Annotated in this window: 4 protein-coding genes; 1 reads left to right on the top strand and 3 read right to left on the bottom strand. The window is 47.6% G+C overall.

Annotation, left to right across the window (positions count from 1 at the left end; genetic code table 11):
- Window positions 1–200: 200 nt before the first annotated feature.
- Entirely contained in the window at window positions 201–530 is a 330-nt protein-coding gene (locus AACS92_RS18040; protein WP_099109078.1) for a hypothetical protein, read from the top strand.
- 199 nt (window positions 531–729) lie between these two features.
- On the opposite strand, the gene rtxA is transcribed toward AACS92_RS18040, so the two are convergent.
- The 3 genes from rtxA to AACS92_RS18025 all read right to left on the bottom strand — a co-directional run bounded on the left by rtxA (window position 730) and on the right by AACS92_RS18025 (window position 21,254).
- The gene (gene rtxA / locus AACS92_RS18035; RefSeq protein ID WP_099109077.1) at window positions 730–14,130 is read right to left on the bottom strand and encodes an MARTX multifunctional-autoprocessing repeats-in-toxin holotoxin RtxA; all 13,401 of its coding nucleotides are present in this window, start codon (window positions 14,128–14,130) and stop codon (window positions 730–732) included.
- 678 nt (window positions 14,131–14,808) lie between these two features.
- Window positions 14,809–19,917: an RHS repeat domain-containing protein gene (locus AACS92_RS18030; RefSeq protein ID WP_193756885.1), complete on the bottom strand. Its 5,109-nt coding sequence runs from the start codon at window positions 19,915–19,917 to the stop codon at window positions 14,809–14,811.
- Window positions 19,918–20,141: 224 nt separating this feature from the next.
- Window positions 20,142–21,254, bottom strand: coding sequence for a hypothetical protein (locus tag AACS92_RS18025; RefSeq protein WP_099109074.1), 1,113 nt, complete (start codon window positions 21,252–21,254; stop codon window positions 20,142–20,144).
- Window positions 21,255–21,445 lie beyond the last annotated feature (191 nt).

The following is a 21,445-nucleotide window of genomic DNA, read 5'->3' as shown; positions in this document are numbered from 1 at the left end:
TATTTAACAATCATTAAATTAAATTAAAAAATACAGCATCATACTTCTCTTGATTTTTTAAAAAAAAGAAAGAAATAAAATTTAAATGTATAATTAATTATAAATAAATTTCTCAGTAATATTGACATATTGGTATAAGTGCTATAATTAAAAATACACACAACCAAGTTGTTTTTTTAAAATCAAGCAAGGAAAATATTATGAGGACTAATAATATATTTAAAATTATTGTATTTTTATTAACATGCTCAATTGGTTCCGCCTATGCTGAATACTCTTGCCCACCTGGAAATCCTTCTGTACTACAGGGATACGTAGGCGCTATTTTATATTTTGATGATTATCAATCTATTTTTTTTACTATAACAAATCAGCCCAATTATTATATAAAATTAAACAGATTAGATGGAAAAATTACTGATGAACAAAAAAAAATAGCTCTTAATCTATTAATAGATGCCAGAAACAATGATCACATGGTTAATGTGACCTGTAGGAATGGATGGGCCACATATATATCTACATTTTAATAAAATAACACATCGTCATTATTTATAAATTTATTTAACAAAAATCAATAACATTATTAAAAGTTGATGATTTGATATAGCTATAATAGTAACAAATAATTTATCAGAAACTTTTTAATATCATACCGTATTTCTCTATTCATTATGATATAAAAATGGCCCACCAATGTGAGCCATTTTTATTACTTAAATAAAACTATCAAACCAGTCTGGATTTACCCGTTGTCGTATCCGACCAGGCCATCATAATGGAAGATTGTGTTTGTCCATCCAGTGCGTCAATAAAGCCACTGTCACCAATTGTTGGTGCAAAGCCACTCATTGCCTGAACCAGCGAATCCACTGCATTGGCAGAAAGCGCGGTATATTCACGCTCACCGTGGGTATTTTTATCGCCCATTCGGGTAACAATATCCGCACGGTTGCCATTGAAGTAATCCGAAAAGGTCACAGAGCCGATTGCTTCAAACTGCCCCTGTTCAGAACTGTCTTCCACATTACGGTTGGTGAGCATCACCAGATCGTAACCACTGCGCTGGAACCATAAATCCTGCCAGTTGAGTTCATTGAAGACAATCTTGTCACCGCGTTTGATATCTTCAACCACGTTATCGATCACATCTCCGCTGATCACATAGCTATTCACGCCAGCACTGCCTTTAAAGCGGTTCTGGTATCCTCCCAGCACCAGCAAGTCATCACCATCACCGCCGTCAAACTGGCTGAACTTGGAGATAACATCCGCAATCAGATGATCATCTCCCGCTCCGCCGTTAATCAGAGCATGGTAACCCATCAGTTTTATGGCATCGTTACCTGCCCCGCCATCGATCCGGTTATAGTTGCCGAAAACCGTGGCAAAGTCATGATCATCACCCAAATCGGCCTGATTATTGTTGCCGATAGCAACGACATAATCCTGACCTTCTCCGCCTTCAATACGGTTGAAGTTACCGGAAGCCACAATGTAATCACGCCCTTTACCGGTTTCGATGACTCCGCCTTCACCAACTCCGCCTTCACCAAAGGCAAAGACCTGATCATCCCCCTCTCCCATGTAGGCGTAGTTTATGCGGCCAGCAACTACGGCAACATCATTGCCCTGACCACCAAACATGATGTTTTCGCGCCCCATCAGAACACCGGTGTCGTTGCCTTCACCGCCAGTGAAAATATTGGAGGTTCCCAGAGCATAATAAACATCATCACCACGACCGCCCCAGAAGTTGTTATTATCACCTAAATAAGCACCGAGATCTTTGCCGTCTCCACCCCAGTTAAAGTTATAGTTACCGAGGGAAACATGGATGTCTCCATCCCCTTGCAAATGACCGCTGGTACGCAGGAAATCAAAGGTTTTTTCCTGCATATGCAGCAGATCATCAGTCAGGTTCTGTTTCAGATCAGAAACCAGATCTTTCATCTCTTCCTGCTTATTCTGCTTCAGCAAGGTTGCAAACAAGTTTGGCAAATTGAGGGAATTAAAGCCGAAAGTGCGCTCTGATTGAGTATTTTCCTCATCGGTATTTTCAGCCGATGTAATCTGTTCTGTCGGGGCTTTTTCTTTGATGCCATGACTTTCAAGGAACGAATTCACCCCGTCTGCACCGGCTGCCAGATGGGTTTTCAGACCATTACGCAGTGTTTCCGGATCAACAAATGCCGACAACTGGTTACCACTGAATTCGCTGATCACCTCCAGCATTTCCCGCACAATGGCAACACCATCTACCGCTTTATTTGAACGGGAAATAATAGCTCCATCTGCGGTGTAATCCACGCCAAAGATATCACCCAGTGTGGTATCAGCATTCACGCTGGCAAGGTTTCTCAACAGCTTATTTTTAAGCTGACGAGGCAGATCCGCCGGATTAAATGTGAATGTGGTTTTTGCTATCCCTGTTGAGGTGTATTGCTGAGTCATCAGGCCAAACAATGAACCGAGGTTAATATCCAGAATCGAATGAATATTGTCGCCGAACATCAGGTTCCAGTTACCGGTTGTTACCTGAATATCAGCACCCTGACCACCAACGGCAAAATTGAAGGCCAGTTTTTCATTCATCTGGCGGAGTTTATTGGCTCTGCTGAAGTTAGCCATTTCCGGCTTATTCCCGGCTCCACTCAACCACTGGTTATATTTCTTGTTCAGTGTGCTTTCAATATCGCTCTTCAGGCCGCGGCCGCTGCGTTTATACTGAGAGTCGAGATCCGTCAGCGATGTGTAATCCACGCTGCTGGTCATATCCAGCCCTGACATATCCTGTAGATATTTCTTCACGCTTTCGGTTGTCCACTGTGCTTCCTGTTCCGACAACCAGTCAGAAGTGAAGTACGAACCAGCAATGTTTTGCAGAATGCCCGAGACGCGGGAAACATTATCAAACGGGTTAAGCATCGGTGGTGTCGGGATGGATTTATCCATCATAACCAGCAAATCATTGCTGCGTCCCTGATTAAAGCTGATATTCCGGTTCCCGATGAACAGTTGTGCTCCTTCCAGTGCCTGATAACCGGCAATGTTGACGCTGTGTTTGCTGTCACCGTCTCCCAGATGAACCATGACATTATTATCGCCAAACGCCAGTGACTTGAATCCTCCCGTGCCAACTTTAATACCCACGTTGGTGGTTCCCCAGTTAATAGAGGTAAATTCGCCATCACCCGCCTGTACCTGTACATTGCCGGAATAGCTCAGTCGGTTATCGGAAGACGTCCCGACCGGATAATCCTGATGCTGATGTTTTTTCGGCGCATGGAAAGTTTCGGTATTGTCTGCAATCGCATTCTTCTCTGTCATCACCTCATGCGGGCGATGCTTCCGGCTATTGGTGCTACTACGCAGGCTACCTACACGGACAAGTGAAACGTTGTTTTCAGAAACATTATTGCGTATACGTTCGGCATTGCCTTCAACTTCTCCTTTATCGTTCCAGCTCAGAACGATTTTATTTTCCGTGATCTTATTTTCCGCTCTATTGTGCTCAGAACGCGTATATTTACGACCTGATTTACCGATCACTACTTCGGTTCGACGGGCAGATACTGTAGTGCGGAGCCCATTTTCATCAAGAGCAGAAATCAGGCGATAGGCAAAACCATCGCGCTTGTCATCACTGAGCAGAGAACAGCCGACCAGACTGATATAATCCAGCTTTCCGCCATACTGGAAACTATTCTGGAACTGCTTTAACCGCATTGCCAGTTCAGATGCCGTGTAATCACTCATTGTCGTGCTGTTGTAGCCATCAATCTCATCACCACCGTGACCAACAACCTGCCAGCGTATTGTGCCGCTCAACTGACTCGGATCGCCATATACCACTTTATACTGACCATTGCGATCAAGCTGGACAAGCACACTCTCTTTCGGATGCTTACCCGCCAGATAAGAGACAGAATCAGCCACATGGGGATCATCTTCGAGCTGAATAATAACCTGACCATCAAAACGCATTTTTTTGCGTTCCAATCTCGGCAACACCTCAATCTCTTCCCATTCACTCAGATCGTGGTTATTCAATGGATGAAGCCTGTTCAGCGCATTTCTCATCGGTGAGCCATCAAAGATTTCCATGGCCAGAATATCTTTCATGGTTGTTCTGTCACCGAATACCGGACGATAAGCTGCCAGTGCCTCTCCATCCAGAACAACGACACGCCCGAACATTCTTTCCCGCTGGCTGTTTTTAGCCATGTTGTAGCTTTTTGCCATGTTCAGACCGGATTGACCGAAGAAACGTGTGACGTAATCGCTGAATTTCTCTGCCGAGGAGAATTCGACAATCCCGACATTAGGATCATAGAAGCCGTATGTCCGGTTCTCACCGCTACCTTTTGACCACGCCGCCATCGCGTGTCCCAGAGTATTCAGCTCCAGCAGAATCGGTTTTTGCCCTGCATTGGCAGCCGTGATTTTTTCAATCACACCTTGTACACTCAGCGCTTGTTCACCGCTCAGTTTCTCTTTCCATATTTTCGTGGTGCTATCCAGCATCGGATCTCTGGCATAGAGCGCAGAGAGTGTCCCCAGTAACTTACTGGCGTTAACCTGTTCACCTTCAGAATACAATTCAGGATTGTTGAGCACTGAAGCCGCAGAGTACATTTTATTCAGCAGGCTACGTCCTACGTTTTCCTGACCGTCATTTTCCAGCTGTTTTGCCAGCAGAACCAGTTTTGACAGTGGTACACAACGCCCACCAAAACCATCATTAGACAAGTTGAGTAACAGCAGTTGTGGCGCCAGATGTTCGCTGGCTTTTGCATCTACCGCCCCCATAGAAGCGACATCACGGAAAAGGCGGCTATATTTCTCTACTTTTGGTCGCAGAGTCATTTTCAGTGCCCGGTGCTCAATTTCCCACGCCAGTGCACCTTTCTGTTCCGCAGTCCAGTTTCCTTTAACCAGCATATCCACCAGCTGCCGGATATCCATATCCGAATGGAAACCATCCACAATTTGGTTAGCGTGATTATGCCGGTAACCTGATAGGAAGGCTTTTGTCGCGCGCAAATCCTGTTCCCGACCCTGATTATCTATCTGAGGTTTCAGCACCTGCGTGTAGCGCATCAAATCATTTTTGATGCCTTTGAGAATATTGCTGTCTTCCTGCTCGTGCACCTGAGAAGCAGCTTCAGATAAATTGGCAACAATTTGTCCGGCATATTTCACCATTATCTGATAACTGGATGCATGGCTATAGTACGTGTGTTCACCAGAAACGTTATAATCAGAGGCCACCAGTCTGGTTCGGAGTTTTTCGCCTTCATTGCCCAGACCTTCATTATCTGTCAGCAACATAATCGGCATCTGTTTCGAGACCCCGCGCAGATTGTGCTCCACAGAGAATTTACCATTGACGGCTTTTGCCAGTATTCCGGTAAGGCCGGACGGATTCGATATTCCATGAGCCGTGATCGCTTTGGTCATACTTGGCATCGGTCTGTCCAACAGTAAGCCGGAAACCGTCATTCCTTTACTCTCCGCATAACGGGCCAGATCAGCCGCAATCGGTGCTCCCATTGAATAACCGTGGATAATGATATTTTCCGGGCTGATATCACGTTCATTAACCAGATAATGGAACATGGTACGTACATCCTGATACATTCCCTGTTCATTCGGATACCCGTCGCTGGTGCCATAACCGCGCATATTCACCGACAACACATCAATACCCTGCTGTCGGTAATGTGGCTGAATTTTACCCGCCTGATCTTCCGCCGATGAACCGGAGCCGTGGATAAACAAGACGACTTTTTTATCCGAAGTATCCCTCTGTGATGCGTTTTGCCCCTGATGGTAATAGCCTGCCAAACGTCCGGCTTCCCCCTTTAGGGTCACTTTTTGGGTAGTACCGAGATTGATTGCTAAATTAATTCTGTTCTGCATCTCCCGACTGATTTGGCGACGCTCTTCTTTTGTGCCGTACAGTTCACTGTTCATGAAGCGGGTTACAGGATTCTTCGGCGATCGCTCATGCGGTGCTGAGCCATCATTAGGAATAGCTAATTTCTCTGATCTTTCCGGTTGCTGTCCGGTTCCGCCATGATTTAACACAGTATCAAGACGGTGATGTTTTTGCTTAACCCGCTTGCTCTGAGTTGCTTCCTGCAATGACTGACCGAAATCAAACAGCTCGCTTGGTGTCCAGACACCAAAACCAGGCCGCCATGCTTTGCCAAGCAGTTTCTCTGCTCCGCCAGCTTTGAGGATACGGGCAACAACACTTGAACAGTTTTGCGTCATAAGCTGATAGCGGGCATCCGGATCACTGCTGATTTTGCCCCATTCGGCCTGCATTGCCGCTACATCAAGGCCTTCCAGATTGATGCGATAGACTCGATCAGGGTCAACTGTGCTATTTTTGAAATTGGCAATCTCTGCCAGCTCTCTTTCAGCAAACTGGCTCATAACACTGGCAATGGCTTTCTCCATGCGTCTGGAATTTTGTAGTCTCGCTGCCAGACGTAAAGCTTCCGCAAAATTACGGCCGACTTCATGCATATCCATGCCGGGATCAGCCCATTGAGCAAGGTACGGGCGATAAATGTATTGCGGTATTTCAGCGGATTTGAGCAGCTCCGGATTAGCAAGCGCCGCCATCGCAAATCCTTCGCTGACATCGCTGAATTTAACATCCACACCTTTGGCGATTTTCAGTTTTTCAAGGAATTCTTTCAGCTCAGCTGAGCCATCTGCCAGACCAAAGCCATCATCTTCTTCAGCCTCAACATCAAATGTCAGGGTGGGTGCCTGAAAAGCAGGTTGGCTCAGATCACGCCAGCGAAGTCGCAGATCGGGCTGATCCGGTGTGGCGATATTCAGAAGTTCTCGTATATCCGTCGATTTATTCCCTGCCGGCCACCAGCTCACATAGTTGATTTGATTGAGATGAGTCGCATCTTCTGCATTAACCAGAACACGGCCCTGACCAATCTGCATTGCAACATGGCCCAGCGTACTGTTTTCACTCGGCCGCCAGACATACAGTGTGGCACTGACAGGAGACAAGTGTTGTTCAATTGCCAGATGAACTTTTTTCAGACCTGCAATATCAATACCTTTGCCATCTTTCGCGAGATCATGGACAGCCAGACCGGCGAAAACAGCATTCGTGACATCCTGACCATACTCTTTGGTTACAGCGGCCATTACCTGTTTCAGCCCGGCATCTGCGGTATTTTTACCAATATGCAAACTGAACTGACCGTGAGTAACAAAATCGCCCTGAGGATCTAAATAGAGATGTTTACTCTCTTTGAGGTTAGCGTTATCGAGCCTATTGTATAGTTCGCTGAACGTCCCTTTCCCTGAGCTTTTCAAGGTCGGATCTGCCAGAACCAGTGACTCTTTCAGACGGATATCAATCTGAGAAAGTAGCCGATTCATTGCAGGTGCCCGCCCTGATTCAGAATGCCCAAGCAAATATCCCGCTACCTGTTGTTGCAGGTGAGTTAATTGTTCAATGGCATCCAGTGAATAATCCGGTTTTTCCCGTAAGAGCTGTTCATAAGCACGCAGTGATTCAATGACATTACGATAGCTTTCACCCAGTGGCTTGCCTTTGATATAAGCCATTTTCTGTAATTCATCACCGGACATCAGTTCAGTATTCGGCGAGTAATACCAAGAACCACTGACTTTTTCGGCAAGAATGCGGGTATGACCATCTTCAAGGGAAATAATGTGACTTCCCACCAGACGTAATTCATCCGGGATCTGTTCATAATTCTGATAATTGGCAAATATAAACCGCTCGATGGTATTAATCTGCGCCTTATCCTGCGGGTTTTCGACTTTAATCACCTTTGATCCGGAAGAACGAAGCCCCGGCCAAGGCATAACTTCAAAGCTATTATTTAAGCCTTCACGTATCAAAATATTGCGGTCAGTGCGCAGGCGATAGAATGGGATAGCTTGGTTTAACATGCCATCAATAGCACTGACTTTAATATCCAGATCAATCAGTGTATTTGCGTGGTAACCATCAGGATCCTGTTCAAGATATCTCATCTGCTCAGCCGGACTCAGTGAATCAAAGCGCATTTTCACTCTGACACCCGGATCGGTCAGTCTGTGCCCTATAGATTCCAGCGGTTTTCCCCGGTAATGATAGGCGTGTTTATCCAGCAGGCGAATTTCATTGACCAGACCTTCACGCTGTAATTGGCGCAATACCGGCAGCTCAACATTCCAGAAGAAATTGCCTAAACGTACCCCGCTCGGTGCGATGACATAAACATCATCACGCGCACCCGTCGCATAAACAGAACACCAGAAACCAATATTACTCCGTGTCGCTTCGCTGATGGCGGTGTGCAACCTTTCCTGTTGGAAATCATCAGGATCAAGGGATGTATTGCACCAATCCATCAGCTTCTTATTGAGTTCAAGGGCAAGCACGTTTCCTTTCACATCAATATCGTAAACCACTTTTTTATCATCTGGCTGCACAGCATCCAGTACAGAGCGATAGATGCTGAACTCCTGACCTGACCAGAATGAAACGATACTTTTTTCACCATGATTAGGTTCAAAGCTATAACCAAAACGCTCTAGTTTAGTAATAAACTGAACCCGCTTATCCCAGTCAAAATCAAGGGTTGAATCAACAAACAACTTCGCCAGCGGCGCAATTTGATCTTTAGGAATGGTATGCCGGATGATGCTGAAGAAATTCTCAATGAAATCAGTCAGCCTATCTCTGATGTTGTCATTAATCTCAACATTAGGGCGCACACTACCCGGTACAGGAATATAGTTACTCTTTGAATGATCATTTAACTGATCGCGTCCTCTATCCAGCCAACGGTATATTTCCGCGACTTTCTCTGCTCTTTCTCCGATGAAAGGATAGGTTGAGCTGCTCTTTTGCGACAAATTACTCCGCACGGAGCTACCGCGGGAGTCTGACCTTCCCAGAGGTTTCAGGCCACTCAGATCCAGACCAGAAACAAACAGGGATTTTCTGTTCTCCGACCCAGAGATATTCGGCACTGTTTCAGGTGAAATATTGCTATGCGGTAATTGCTGCGCGCGCAATGAGCGCGGTATATGAGTAGAGTTTGCCTGTGTAGCACGAAGGCCCGCATTGATCTGTAAACGCTCAACAGCCTGTTTAGCATCGGCAAGGGCAGATAAATCGCTCTCGGATTCTTGTAGCTTTTTACTGAAAGCTCCGACTTCCTGTATCAAAGTCGTGGAATTAATGTGGCTGGTTGTATCACCAATCCTTTCTGCTTCATAGGCTTTACCTGATCGATTACTACCAACATTACTAAAACGTGGTGTATAGCCATTATTTTTTGCAACTTCACTGGCTTCAGCCTCAATATCCTGAAGCGTCTTGCTGGCACTAAGTTTGGCCTGCTGCGCCTGCTTTTGCTGTGCTTCCGCTTCTTCTTTCCGGTATTCGGCTTTCATCCGGGCATCCGCAACATCTTTCCCGACATTTAGCTGATCTTGTTTAGATTTGGCAACATTGATTTCTGATTTATCCAGTGAATTTTCGATCTTCTGCTGTTGCTGTAGCGCTGTAGACAGTGCGTTATCCAGTTGCTGTCCGGCTGCTGCTTTTGACGTGTCCACCTGTGTCTGAAGCTTATCCAATAATTCACCGGCAAAGTCATGACGCCAGTGTGTTCCGGATTCCCCCTGATGGTGTGCGTGGATCTGTTCATCCAAAAGTTCCAGCGCCTTGGATTTCGCCAGCAGTTCATCTGTCACAGCCTGCTGTTCTTCCCGGATAACATCACGCTGTGTCAGTCCATTCGCATTCAGGGCATCAAAATCCGTGGATTCCAGCTGATTCTGAGTGCCTGCAATCGCTGCCAGTTGTTGCTCTTTTTCCTGCGCCAGACGTTCATGATCAGCTTCAGCGCTACTTTTATCGGCTAATACACTTTCAGCCACGACATCTTTTGACGGAAGATCACCATCATGACTGTTATCTGAGCGATCCGACGTTGCCACGATGTTATCCAGTATATAACCCCTGCCATCGTCTTTACCGATACCTTTAAACGCCAGTCGGTTACTGCCCGCCTGAGCAACCAGTACCAGTTGTTTATGCTGCCAGACGATCCTATCGTCCGCAGATGAGAAGATAACCTGACCATTCCAGAGCACTTCCATTCCGTTATCATCGGTGCTGGCTGCTCGTCGGGCAAAATCAAAATCAAGGGTAATGACTTCTCCCGCTTTAAGCTGGCTCAAATCCTGATAAATAGTGGTGTTAACCTGTGCATCCAGTTCAGACACATAGCTACCGTGGCCTGCGTTATCCAGCCCATAAGATGCCGCCGGATGCTGGGCTTCAATCCCGTTGGTCGCTTGCCAGCCCAGAGTACCGTCCTCAAAATCCCCGTTGATAATCAGGTTAGGCTTCTGATTTTTCCCAGATTGTCCCTCTTCATTCATGATGGTTTCCAGCCTGCTGACATCCGGTGTTTCCAGCTGGCTCACTGAGGCATGCAGATCAGCAGAAAGCGTGGAGCTGACCTCACTGATTTCCGTCAGCTTAAAGCCTTTCAAACCATCCACTTCCGGTAAATTGATAGCACCCCGTCCACGGTTACTGCCGGATGTATTGGCTTCATCACCATGAACCAGAAAGCTAATTCCCTGACTGCCCATGACACCCAGTAACGTCTGTTTGATATTACCGAACAGTGTTGCCAGTTTATGGCTTTCCGTATTGCTGGAGGCCAGCGCCAGATTGTAAAAATCCCCGTTACCGATTTGAATGGCGACATTATTACGGGCATAGGAAGCGTGAATATTCATCCCGTCACCAACATGGATGTTGGCATTGCCGGTGCCTTTCATTACCGAGACATTCAGTCCATCACCCACTTTGGTGCTGACATTGAGCTTACCCCATGCCACATTGACCGAGATACCATCCCCCACTTTGGTATTTACGTTCAAATCACCGTGGGCAGCAACCACGCTCAGGCCATTCCCCACGCTGGTTGTGATATTACTTTTACCCTTCGCGGCAGTAACCTGCATACCATCACCCACTTTGGTGACAACATTGCTTTGGCTCCACAGGGCATTAAAGCTGTCACCCTGCCCCACATGCGTGACAATATTTGCATCGCCTTTAGCCAGTGTAACCTGACGGCCATTCCCCACTTTGGTGATCACATTCGCTTTACCCCACGCGCCGGTATAATCATCACCATGACCTACATGAGTAATGATATTAGCCATTCCCTGCATGACACTGACAACCTGACCATCACCGATCTTGGTCACCAGATTGGCTTTCCCTCTGGCAAAGTTATAGTGATCCCCGGCTCCCATATGAGTCATGATATTGGCATCGCCCCAGGCGGCATTGACCGCCAGACCGTCTCCCATTTTGGTCATCAGGTTCAGCGTACCTTTGGCAAAACCCACGGTATTGCCATCGCCGACATGGGTCATAATATTGCCGAATTTGGAAACAAGCAGGCCGACCGTTGTCCCATTACCGACTTTAGTCAGAATATTCCCCTTACCCAACAAGACGCCGGCGGTAATGCCATGACCAACATGGGTGATCACGTTGGCTTTAGCCGCAGCTAAAACCCCCATAAAATCGTGACCGACTTTCGTCACCACATTGGCTTCACCTAATGCCAGTACGCCGGTCAGCCCACGACCAGCGTGAGTCATCACGTTAGCCTGACCAAACATCGCGGCCAACGTTGTGCCATCGCCGACTTTGGTCATGATATTGGCATTACCGGCAAACAACCCGAGACTGGTACCCTGCCCCACATGGGTATAAATGTTAGCCTTGCCAATCATCACGGCCGCTGTCAGGTCATCACCCGCTTTGGTGAAAATATTGGCTTCCCCCACCATCGCAGCAAAGGTATTACCGTTGCCAATATGGGTCATTACATTTCCCACACCAATCATGGCAGCAAGACTCTCGCCATTCCCTACTTTGGTGGCAAGGTTGCCTTTCGCCACCATCAGAGCGACACTCAGGCCATCCCCCACATGGGTGAACACATTACCCAGCGCCACCATCAGCGCCAGCGCATTGCCGTTACCCACTTTGGTAAAGACATTGCCGCCGCCAGCCATCATTGCGTATGCATTTCCCTGCCCGGTATGGGTAAAAATATTACCGAAAGCAAGCATGGCGGCAATGGTTTCGCCGTCTCCCACTTTGGTAAAGACGTTACCGACCGCCCCCATTGCGCCCAATGTTCTGCCGTTACCCACATGAGTCAGGACATTACCCAGACCAAACATTAAACCGGTGGTATCTCCGTTACCCACTTTGGTCAGAATATTGGCACCGCCCATCATGACACCTGTGGTTCTGCCATTTCCGCTATGAGTCAGCACATTTGCACCGCCTCCCATCACGGCAAAAACCCGGCCATTACCTTTACGGGTCAGGACATTAGCGCCTCCAAGTGCAATAACTCTGCTATCACCATTGTAAGACCCCTCTGATGCATCAAGTGCCGCATGAGTGCTATTGACATGAGTAATGACATTAGCAATACCAGCACCATTAAAAATCAGGTTTCCCTTTCTATTCTTCTTAAAAATAACATTTGCCGCGCCAGCACCGCTAAATTCGGTATCACCGATTTCCGAGTTGTGCAGAATGACATTCGCAACACCCGCCCCCTTAAAATAAACATTGCCACGAGCTACATTGGATTTAATAACATTGCCGCCCCCTGCGCCTTCGAACCGGACATCACCATTGCTGTCATCCTGTTTTTGGTCTAGCAGTTCCCGCTCACTGAACTCATGCATAGAGCTAATCCGTTCAGACGTCACACGGACAGTATTTACACTGTAATTAACATGACTCAGTGTATAACTGCCCTTACCGATAACTTTATAGCCAGAACGGGTGCCGATAGTTTGATCTGCCATGACCGCCGTTTGATCACCGGCTTTGTACCACGGTGTGGCAATATATTTCAGTTCACCCGTTGCAGGATCATTCGCCAGTTGAACGACGACAACTTTGGTAATTCCCCCCACGAATTTGGCGTATAAATAGGTATTCGCCATTTGGTTGGATTTCACGGGTTTTACATCAAAGGTACTGCCATCCATTGAAACAGCGTGCCCCCCCATCTGGGCATCTGACAGCGTAATATTTTCTGCTGCAATCTGAACACCGCCGGCATAGGTCACCCATTCATCTTCGGGTAATTCACTTTCCAGTGCATGTATCGTAAATGACTGATGATGCTCAACTGTCAGATCTGATAATTTATATACCCCGTCAACATTAACCAGCTGGTAACCGCCAGCATCAGAAATATCCTGAGATGCCAGATTATTGAGATGATTACCTGCTTTATGCCAAGAGGTTGTATAATATTTCAGCCGGCCAGTTTTGGGGTCATTATGAATACGAACTTTATTGATTTTGGTGTATTTATCATCAATAGCAGCAAATAAAAAAGTATTTATTTCACGTGTGGATTTAATACCAACAATCTGCTGTGTTTTTTGGATCCAGCTTCCGCCCAGTGTTGCCGTCGTTAATACAATTTCTTCAGCTTTCGCATAGGTAATCCCTTCACCATTAAAGCTGTCATTTAAACCTTTACGGGTGATTTGGTTATAACCTCCGGCACCCATAAAATGAATATTACCGTTGACCACATCTGAATAGAGATGGTTATAACCACCCGCACCCTTAAATGTGATATCGCCACTGTACCCGCGACGATATAAATTGTTATAAGCCGCAACACCTGAATAATGTATATTACCGGAACGGCCATCATGCTGAATAACAGCACCACCCGCTGCACCTGCGAAAGAAATAGAGCCTTCTTCTTCTTTATTAATTTCGGCGTACCCAACGGCACCTTTTACGTTTAAGTTACCACTGGTATCATTGATTTTCAGGTATGCTGAACCACCGACTACAGTATCGTTACCTGCACCGGTATAAATAGAAGCACCAATCGAACCCAGAGTGATGTAATCATCACCACCATAAGCATGGATTTGCCCACCAAACCCAATAGCCACAATATTATTATCACCATCATCAGCGGAATAATTACCTGTAAAGAAGTATTCAACACTTCTCCAAAATGGTTTTCCCATAAATAAGTCCCGGTATAAATTTAAAAATTGAAGATCAAAAAAGCCCAGTTAAATAAAATAACTGGGCATCAACACATAAATAGATAAAAAACGAGCAGCCCATGAATAAATTGAAATTTGTGATATTTAATCGTGTCAATTTATTGAGTTGAGGCATGGAAAAATAAATTCAGAAGGCAGACAGAAATTGTCAATTGAAAAGTATCCTGTTTTTATTTCCAAAATCAATATAGTCAAATAACAAAGTCTGTTTAACCACTATATTTAGTCCCAATCCCCTCATTAAAATGCAAAGAAAACAGGACTAATTTATATACAAAATGAATTTCGAATGGATCACGACAGTAAAAGAACAAGTCTCAGGGATATAAATAACCATATGTTTATAAAAACGACGACAGGGATGAATGATAATCGATAAAAAATAATTCCCCTGAAAGATAGGCGATATATTATCTTTATATATTGATACGTCCCTGTTTGGGCATTTCCATATTATCATAAATTTGTAACATAAGAATAACACTAGGATATTTTTATTATCTCTATTATAAATACTGAATTCCCTAAAAACAGATGAATAGCAAAATTTTCACACGCTGACTAAGAAAATTAATAACATCATTGAATAATGAATATCAGTTTTATTTAATAATAGCGATATAATCATTTCGTAAATCAAATAAATATGTGTTGGTTATAGAAAGCAAACACATCCAGACCAGATGTACAAAATTGCCGCCAAATTTGGGGAATCTGATGTTGTATGATGGCCTGCATCAACCCTCTCGGATTGCCACTCAATCTCACATTATTCCAGTTTTCTTCCATTAAACTAATAACTGATTGTTGATATTCGACCATATGTTGAGTTCCTCTTATCCTATTCTCCGCTGCAAGTATTTGACGCACACCTATGTCATGCCGTATGTAATTAATAAAACCGACCCCAGCTCGACCCGTTCTATCATTAATGAATGGAGCATAAAGTGTTCTTGCAACAGGGATAGTAATATCTACATGTATAACTGAGTTAGGAACCGCATTATTCATTCTACTAACGGGCAATGATGTATCAAAGCTCAAAAGTTGCAAAAATGGATTTTCTGTATTACCTATTATTCTCGGTACTCCCTGTTGGGGCAAACTAAGCTCTAACGAGTGTGTAATAAATGGTGTTTGCACATGTGTTTGTACTTCTTGAATCCATCCCGCACTTACAGCCCTCTCGAAAGCATCTAATGCGTTTGATGGCCGCGGTAAGGGTGCTGCCATATTCAACCCTCTTGGTGACTCCTCTATTGTTGGTCCGATTATCTCCATAACTGGTCCAGCCGGACTACGATTAAAACTACGCCCCACCTGTGTTACCATTGCTTTCATGCCCCTAGCCAGTTTCCCAAACAGTGGCACCATACTCACCACGCCCGCCCCCATTGACACCCAGCCCAGAATGCTCGAGGCCTGTGGGTTACTTTCCTCGGTCAGGCTACTGGCGAGTCCAGTCGCGGCCCCCAAAAAACCGGCCCCAGCGAGCACAGCACCGCTCAGTGTCAGGGATGCCCCGCCGGTCGGAATGGCCGCCGCCAACTCCGCGGCCATGCCAAACAGACCTAACGCTATTCCCAGAATACTGCCCACACTGATGTGCCCACTCGGATCGGTCCGGTTGATCGGATCACCCAGACAATAGGCATACGGGTTCAGTCCCCCGGCCCCGAACGGGCTGAGGCTGTCCGGCGCCGTAAACCGCATCAGGACCGGGTTATACGTCCGGTAGCCGTTGCCCAGATGATACCCGCCTCCGGCCGGGTCCTGCCGCTCCCCGTTATAGCCCGGCAAATCCGGGTCACTGTCCGCCGCCGCCTGCTGCCCGTACGGGGTATAACGAAAACGCGAGGTCCGGTCATTGTGACGGCTTAACAGCACACTGCCCGGCCCGTCGGTGCCCAGTAAATGCACGCCGTCAGCGGTGACACTCGCCGCGGGCGTACTGCCCGCTTGCACCAGCCGCGTAACCGCGCCGCTTTCCCGCTGAATTTCTGCCACCCGGCTTGCTCCCTGATAGTACAGCTCCCGGGTGTCCGCCTTGTCCCGCCGCTGCAACGCCAGCCGCCCGCTGGCATCATAACCGTAAATCTGTGTGCTCCCCGCCTGCGTGACGGACGCCAGCCGGCCCAGTCCGTCATAGGCCAGCATTCGATGCGACTCATCCTCAATCAGCCGCCCGGCTTTATCGTAAATGAGCACAATCGTAGCCGGATAGGCCGGATGGCTGTGGGTGATTTTCGTCAACTGACAAGGGTCGGCCGGATTAGTATAACTGAAGCGGGCCGTGTCCTGACTGCCGTCCGCCAGCGTAGTGAGACAGGTCAGCAGGTTGCCCAGCCGGTCATAGGTAAACTGCTGGCGGTTCAGAGTCTGCCCGTACGCATCCCGCGGGCATTCCGTGCCCGAACAGCGGTAATCCGTCAGCCAGCGGCGGTTCGCATCGTAGGTATAAGCCTCGTCCCGCAATGGCACCGCGGGCTGGGGGCCGTCTGCCGGCCGGACCGCGGTGGTCCGGCTCGCCAGTTGCCCGGTCAGGGTATAAGTCTGGCTCAGGGTCAGTATGTCCGGCCCGCTTTCAATCCGCCGCGCAATTTCCCGGCTGAAATCATCAAAGGTCAGGGTGGTCACTAACTGCTGCCCACTGGCATTGTCCTGCACCGTCCAGCGGTCTGTCCGCCCGGCCGCATCATACCGGAGGGTCACCGTCACCGCCTCATCCACCGCCTTCACCGGCCGGCCCAGCCCATCAAACTGCAGCCGGTGCGCGACCCCCGTCATATCCTGACAGGCCGTCAGCTGACCGGTCGGGGTGTAGTGATACACGGCACTGCGCGCCGGCCCGGCGCCCGCATCGTCAAACTTCACCGTTTCCTCTTTGAGCTGCCCCGCCGGCGTATAAGAGCGTTGCAACGTGGCCTGTCCGACCGCCTCCGACCGGGTCAGCGCCCCATTTTTCCCCTGATAGGTAAACTGCTGGGTGAGGCCCGGGGCGTCCACACGGACAGGGACATTGCCCAGCCGCGGCTCATATTGCATCGTCACCGTCTGCCCCACAGCATCTGTCACGGTGTCCGGCAGCGGGCTGACGCCCTGATAGGTGTTCTTTTCCGTCCGGCCACCGACCGTGCTCGATTTGACCCGCCCCAGACTGTCAAACTCACGCTCCCCGAGCACTTGCCCGTCCACGTCCATTCTGACCACTAAATGAGCGGAACTGAACGGCGCATAAGTTTTCCGTACCACCGTGCCGTCACTGTAGCGGACGCTCGCGACCCGGTTAAAGGCATCGTAGGTGTATTCCGTTTTCTGCCCCAGCGTATCCAGAGTGGCCCGTAACCGGCCCAGCCCATCATACCAGTGGCTTTGCCGGGATACCGGTTTATGCTGACGGTCGAACAGGGTGACCGTCAGCGGCTGGTGCCGCACGTTATAGTGGGTTTGCGTGGTGCCAAATGGCAGGTCCCCCGCCTGAGTGGTTTGCTGCGCTATCCGGGTCACCGGATCATAATGCTGTACATGGCGTGTCCCCGTCGCGTCCGTTATCACACAGGGCTGTCCCCAGTCGTCATAGCCTGTCTGCTGGCTGACCGCGATACAGGCGGTTTCCGCCGGGTTGTTCCCGGTCGGTAACCGGTCATACCGGGTCTGGTTCACCACCCGGCCCCAGCTGTCCCGCTGCGTCTCCGCCACCTTTTGCCAGCCCGTATTCTCCTGCCCTTTCAGCAACATAGCCTGCTTACATCGCCGCCCCTGTCCGTCAAACCAGGTCCGGTGCTGATTGCCCAGCACATCGCTCTGGGTGGTCGCCACCACGCCGGCCTGTTCAATGGTGTAGGCATATTCAATGTCACGGGCGTATGCCGTCCCGGCATTATTCAGCTGCTTAGACAGGCGGCCAAACGCATCATACTCATACAGCGCCGTACAGCCCTGGTGGTCCTGCTCAAACCCCACTTTACGGCTGAAACAGGAGTGGATTTGCACGCTGGAAGCCGTCAGACCGTCATACTCACTCGTCCAGTGCGTGGTTTGTTTCAGGTGCTGTTTATCCAGCTGATAGTGAAAGACCTGTCGCTGGGTATATCCCTGGGCGTTCTGCCCGTCATACACCGTCTGAGCAAGGCTATCTACCCGCCCGTAGTGGTGGGAGTGTTGCCGGCTGACATAGCCGGTCTGATGCGTATGCAACAACTGGCGCTGTCCGGTGTGCCGGTCCACCCGGAACAGACATTGCTGCGTCCGCACCACCGCCGCTTTGGTCGCGGTCCCCGGCAGCGTGGGCAGGGAATCATAACGGTAAATCACCTCATGCCCCGGCGCATCGTCATAGGCCCCGATGGGGGAAGCCACGCCCGGGGTCACCGTTTTCGATTTCACGTAACGGACAAACCCGTAGGGGTCAGCCGGGCAGCCGTAGCAATCGTCATCCAGCCGTGTCACCTCCCCTTTGGCCGGGTAATAGACCCACACCGTGCGGGTGCCGTCCGGGGCAATCTGCAGGGTGGGGTTGCCGGCCGCATCAAACTCCGTCCGGGTCACCTCCTCCCGCTGGCCGTTGCCGGCAATAAAGCGGACCGTGGCCGATTTGGGCAGCTGAAACTGGGGCGGCTGCTGCGCAAACTCCGCCCCGATTTGGGCGTAATACTCCGTTTCATGCTGACGTATGCAGTTGTTCTGCTGTACCGTTTCTGAAACCAGCAAATGGTAATTATTGTAGCGCCGGGTAATTTCCCGGACCGCCTGCCCGTTGTCCCAGCGTTCAATGGAGCCGTACTGATAGTCGGACAGCACCCCGTAGAGGTAATCCTGATTGCGGCTCCAGTCGCCCCCCGTCCCACTGCCGAGAAAGTTGTTCTTGGTATAGGTATACGTGCGGACACTGGCGCCCTCCAGACCGGATGACTGGCTGTAACGGGTCACATACGGCAAGGCGGACGCCGGTCCCTTAGCCGGAAAACGGTGGCCGTCCTGCGTATACGTCACCGCCTCCAGCAAACCGGTCGGGGCCGTCACCCGGTTTAAAAACTGGCAGTGCAGGTCATAGCCCAGTGACCAGATCAACGTCTGCCCGGCCGTCAGGTTCGTGATGGTACTCACCCAACCGTTATGCAGCGCCAGTTCAATTTCATACATTTCCGACATGCCGGGCCAGACGGTCAGCCGGGTCGCCACCCCCGGTATTGTCTTAACGGTCAGCAGTGCCCGGTGTTTTTTATCCAGATCGTAAATCCCCGTCAGGTAGGGCACGGCACCGGCGGTATAATCCCACTCCAGCTGCAGGCTGTGCCCCAGCGGATTCAGGATCTTCACCGGGACTTTCAGGTTAAAGGCATTTTTGGGCCCGGAGAGGATCTCCACCTGACCGGATTTATGGATCACCTGATACGCATCCTCCGCCCCGTTTTTTTCAAACCGCACCACATCCTGCCTGTATTGGAGTAAGGTCACCGCCTTATCCGTTTCATCCACTTTATAGCGCTCGCCGGTGGAGAGTTGCAGCATTTTTGTGTCACTGTCGTAGTGGGTCAGCCCGAGGGAAAAACCGATGCCAAAGCCGATATCCGCTGAATTCAGCGGGCTGTATGCCAGCGCCAGGGTCAGCTCCGGCCCCAGTAGGTTATTGCCGATAAGGTGCGCCACCGGCATCACATAATTAAACAGCCCCGTGCGCGGATCGACACGGCCTGCGGCGGTGCTCTGAAAATTCGAGGCCTGAGAAAAAAAGTCAGTGCTCATCTTTATCACCTTATTAAAATTAGGACTTATCACCTTATTAAAATTAGGACGTAAATAGTGTCCCATCTGGCATATATTAAATTACCGGCAATGACAGAAATAAAAAATATTTTGGAAAACCATAAAATAATATTTAAATAGTCAGTCTCGACTAAAATATAAATATTATTTTTAATATCTCCATTATATATCCTCACTAATTTATAAAATAAAACACATATCATTCAGCCTTCCTGAAAATGAAACTTATCAGCATTATCCATAATGATTTTTATAAAGACCGATTCATTACCATATATATCATGGAATTTAAACTGTGGAACCTGATTAGGTTTATCATTCCAAAAATGACTATCATCAGGAAATATACCGCCACGTTTAGAAAGTGGACCTTCAAAATATAGGCGACTCATGCTAACGACATCTGTACGTGGTGTTGTTACTATCTTAACTTGTGGGGTTGCTTCATAACGCACTGTTATATCTCTTTTATACTTTTCAACCATGTTATACGACGCTCCTGCATTTTTCTCTTCTTCTTTATACCCCCCCCAAATAAACCAAAGAAAAAGATCATTGTCTCTTGTATGATGAGTAAATCTTAGATAATCATATCTATTAGGATTTTCATCATTTTTTGTATGTTGGACATAAACATCTTTCACTTCATATCCACTCAAAGGAAAAATATAATAATTATTTTGAATCCAATCATGATATGAAAAAGTTGGTGGATGAGTTTCATCCCCGAATATACTATGTGTAGTTTCAGTTGATTTAAATTCATATTTCCCGCTAGTAATATTTTCTATAAATTTAAAATCTATATTTTCAGGGTGATAAACAATTGCTCGACGACCGTGAACAACAATATGCGATCCTTCTGCATGGGCATGATCTGATAAATATTCTTTCCCACACAATGTAATTTTCGCGATGATTTTCTTAGTTTCCTCTTTTTTTGTTTTCAACCAATAAACTTTTCGCTGAGATTCATTATCAATGGTGGTGTCTCTTCCAGATGATAAATTTATGCCTCTGGTTACATCACCTCGTGGATACGTGTGAGAGTAATCGTTTTCCTCAGAGCTGTATGTCCAATCACCAGTTAAATTTTCGTGCGTTACTGTATCAATTAACTCAATGCTATCTAATTGTTCAGGAGATAATGTTACTTTATGCGTACCATCACCAGTCGCAGCTGATATATCAATAGCGATACCAATTTGCATATTTCCATTAGCAAATAGCTCACCTACCCTAGTTCCATCAAGTAATATAAGAGTGAAAGTAGGTAGACCGGTTATTATTGAATCATTATTTTGTTTTAAATTCATTATAATCCCCCTCTAAAAAGAAAGAATAAAAACAATCATCATTTTAATGAAGTGTTTATTTTTATCATTACAAAAAAATATAAATCCATTGAGTATAACCCCACAGAAACATAACCCACATAATTATTAATATAAAAACCATTCAATATCATATAGATTAACTATATTTAAAAATGGTGAGCGTCACGATT

Source organism: Xenorhabdus sp. KJ12.1 (genome assembly GCF_963876495.1).
GTDB classification, from domain to species: domain Bacteria; phylum Pseudomonadota; class Gammaproteobacteria; order Enterobacterales; family Enterobacteriaceae; genus Xenorhabdus; species Xenorhabdus stockiae.
This window is presented reverse-complemented; position numbering and strand designations above follow the sequence as displayed.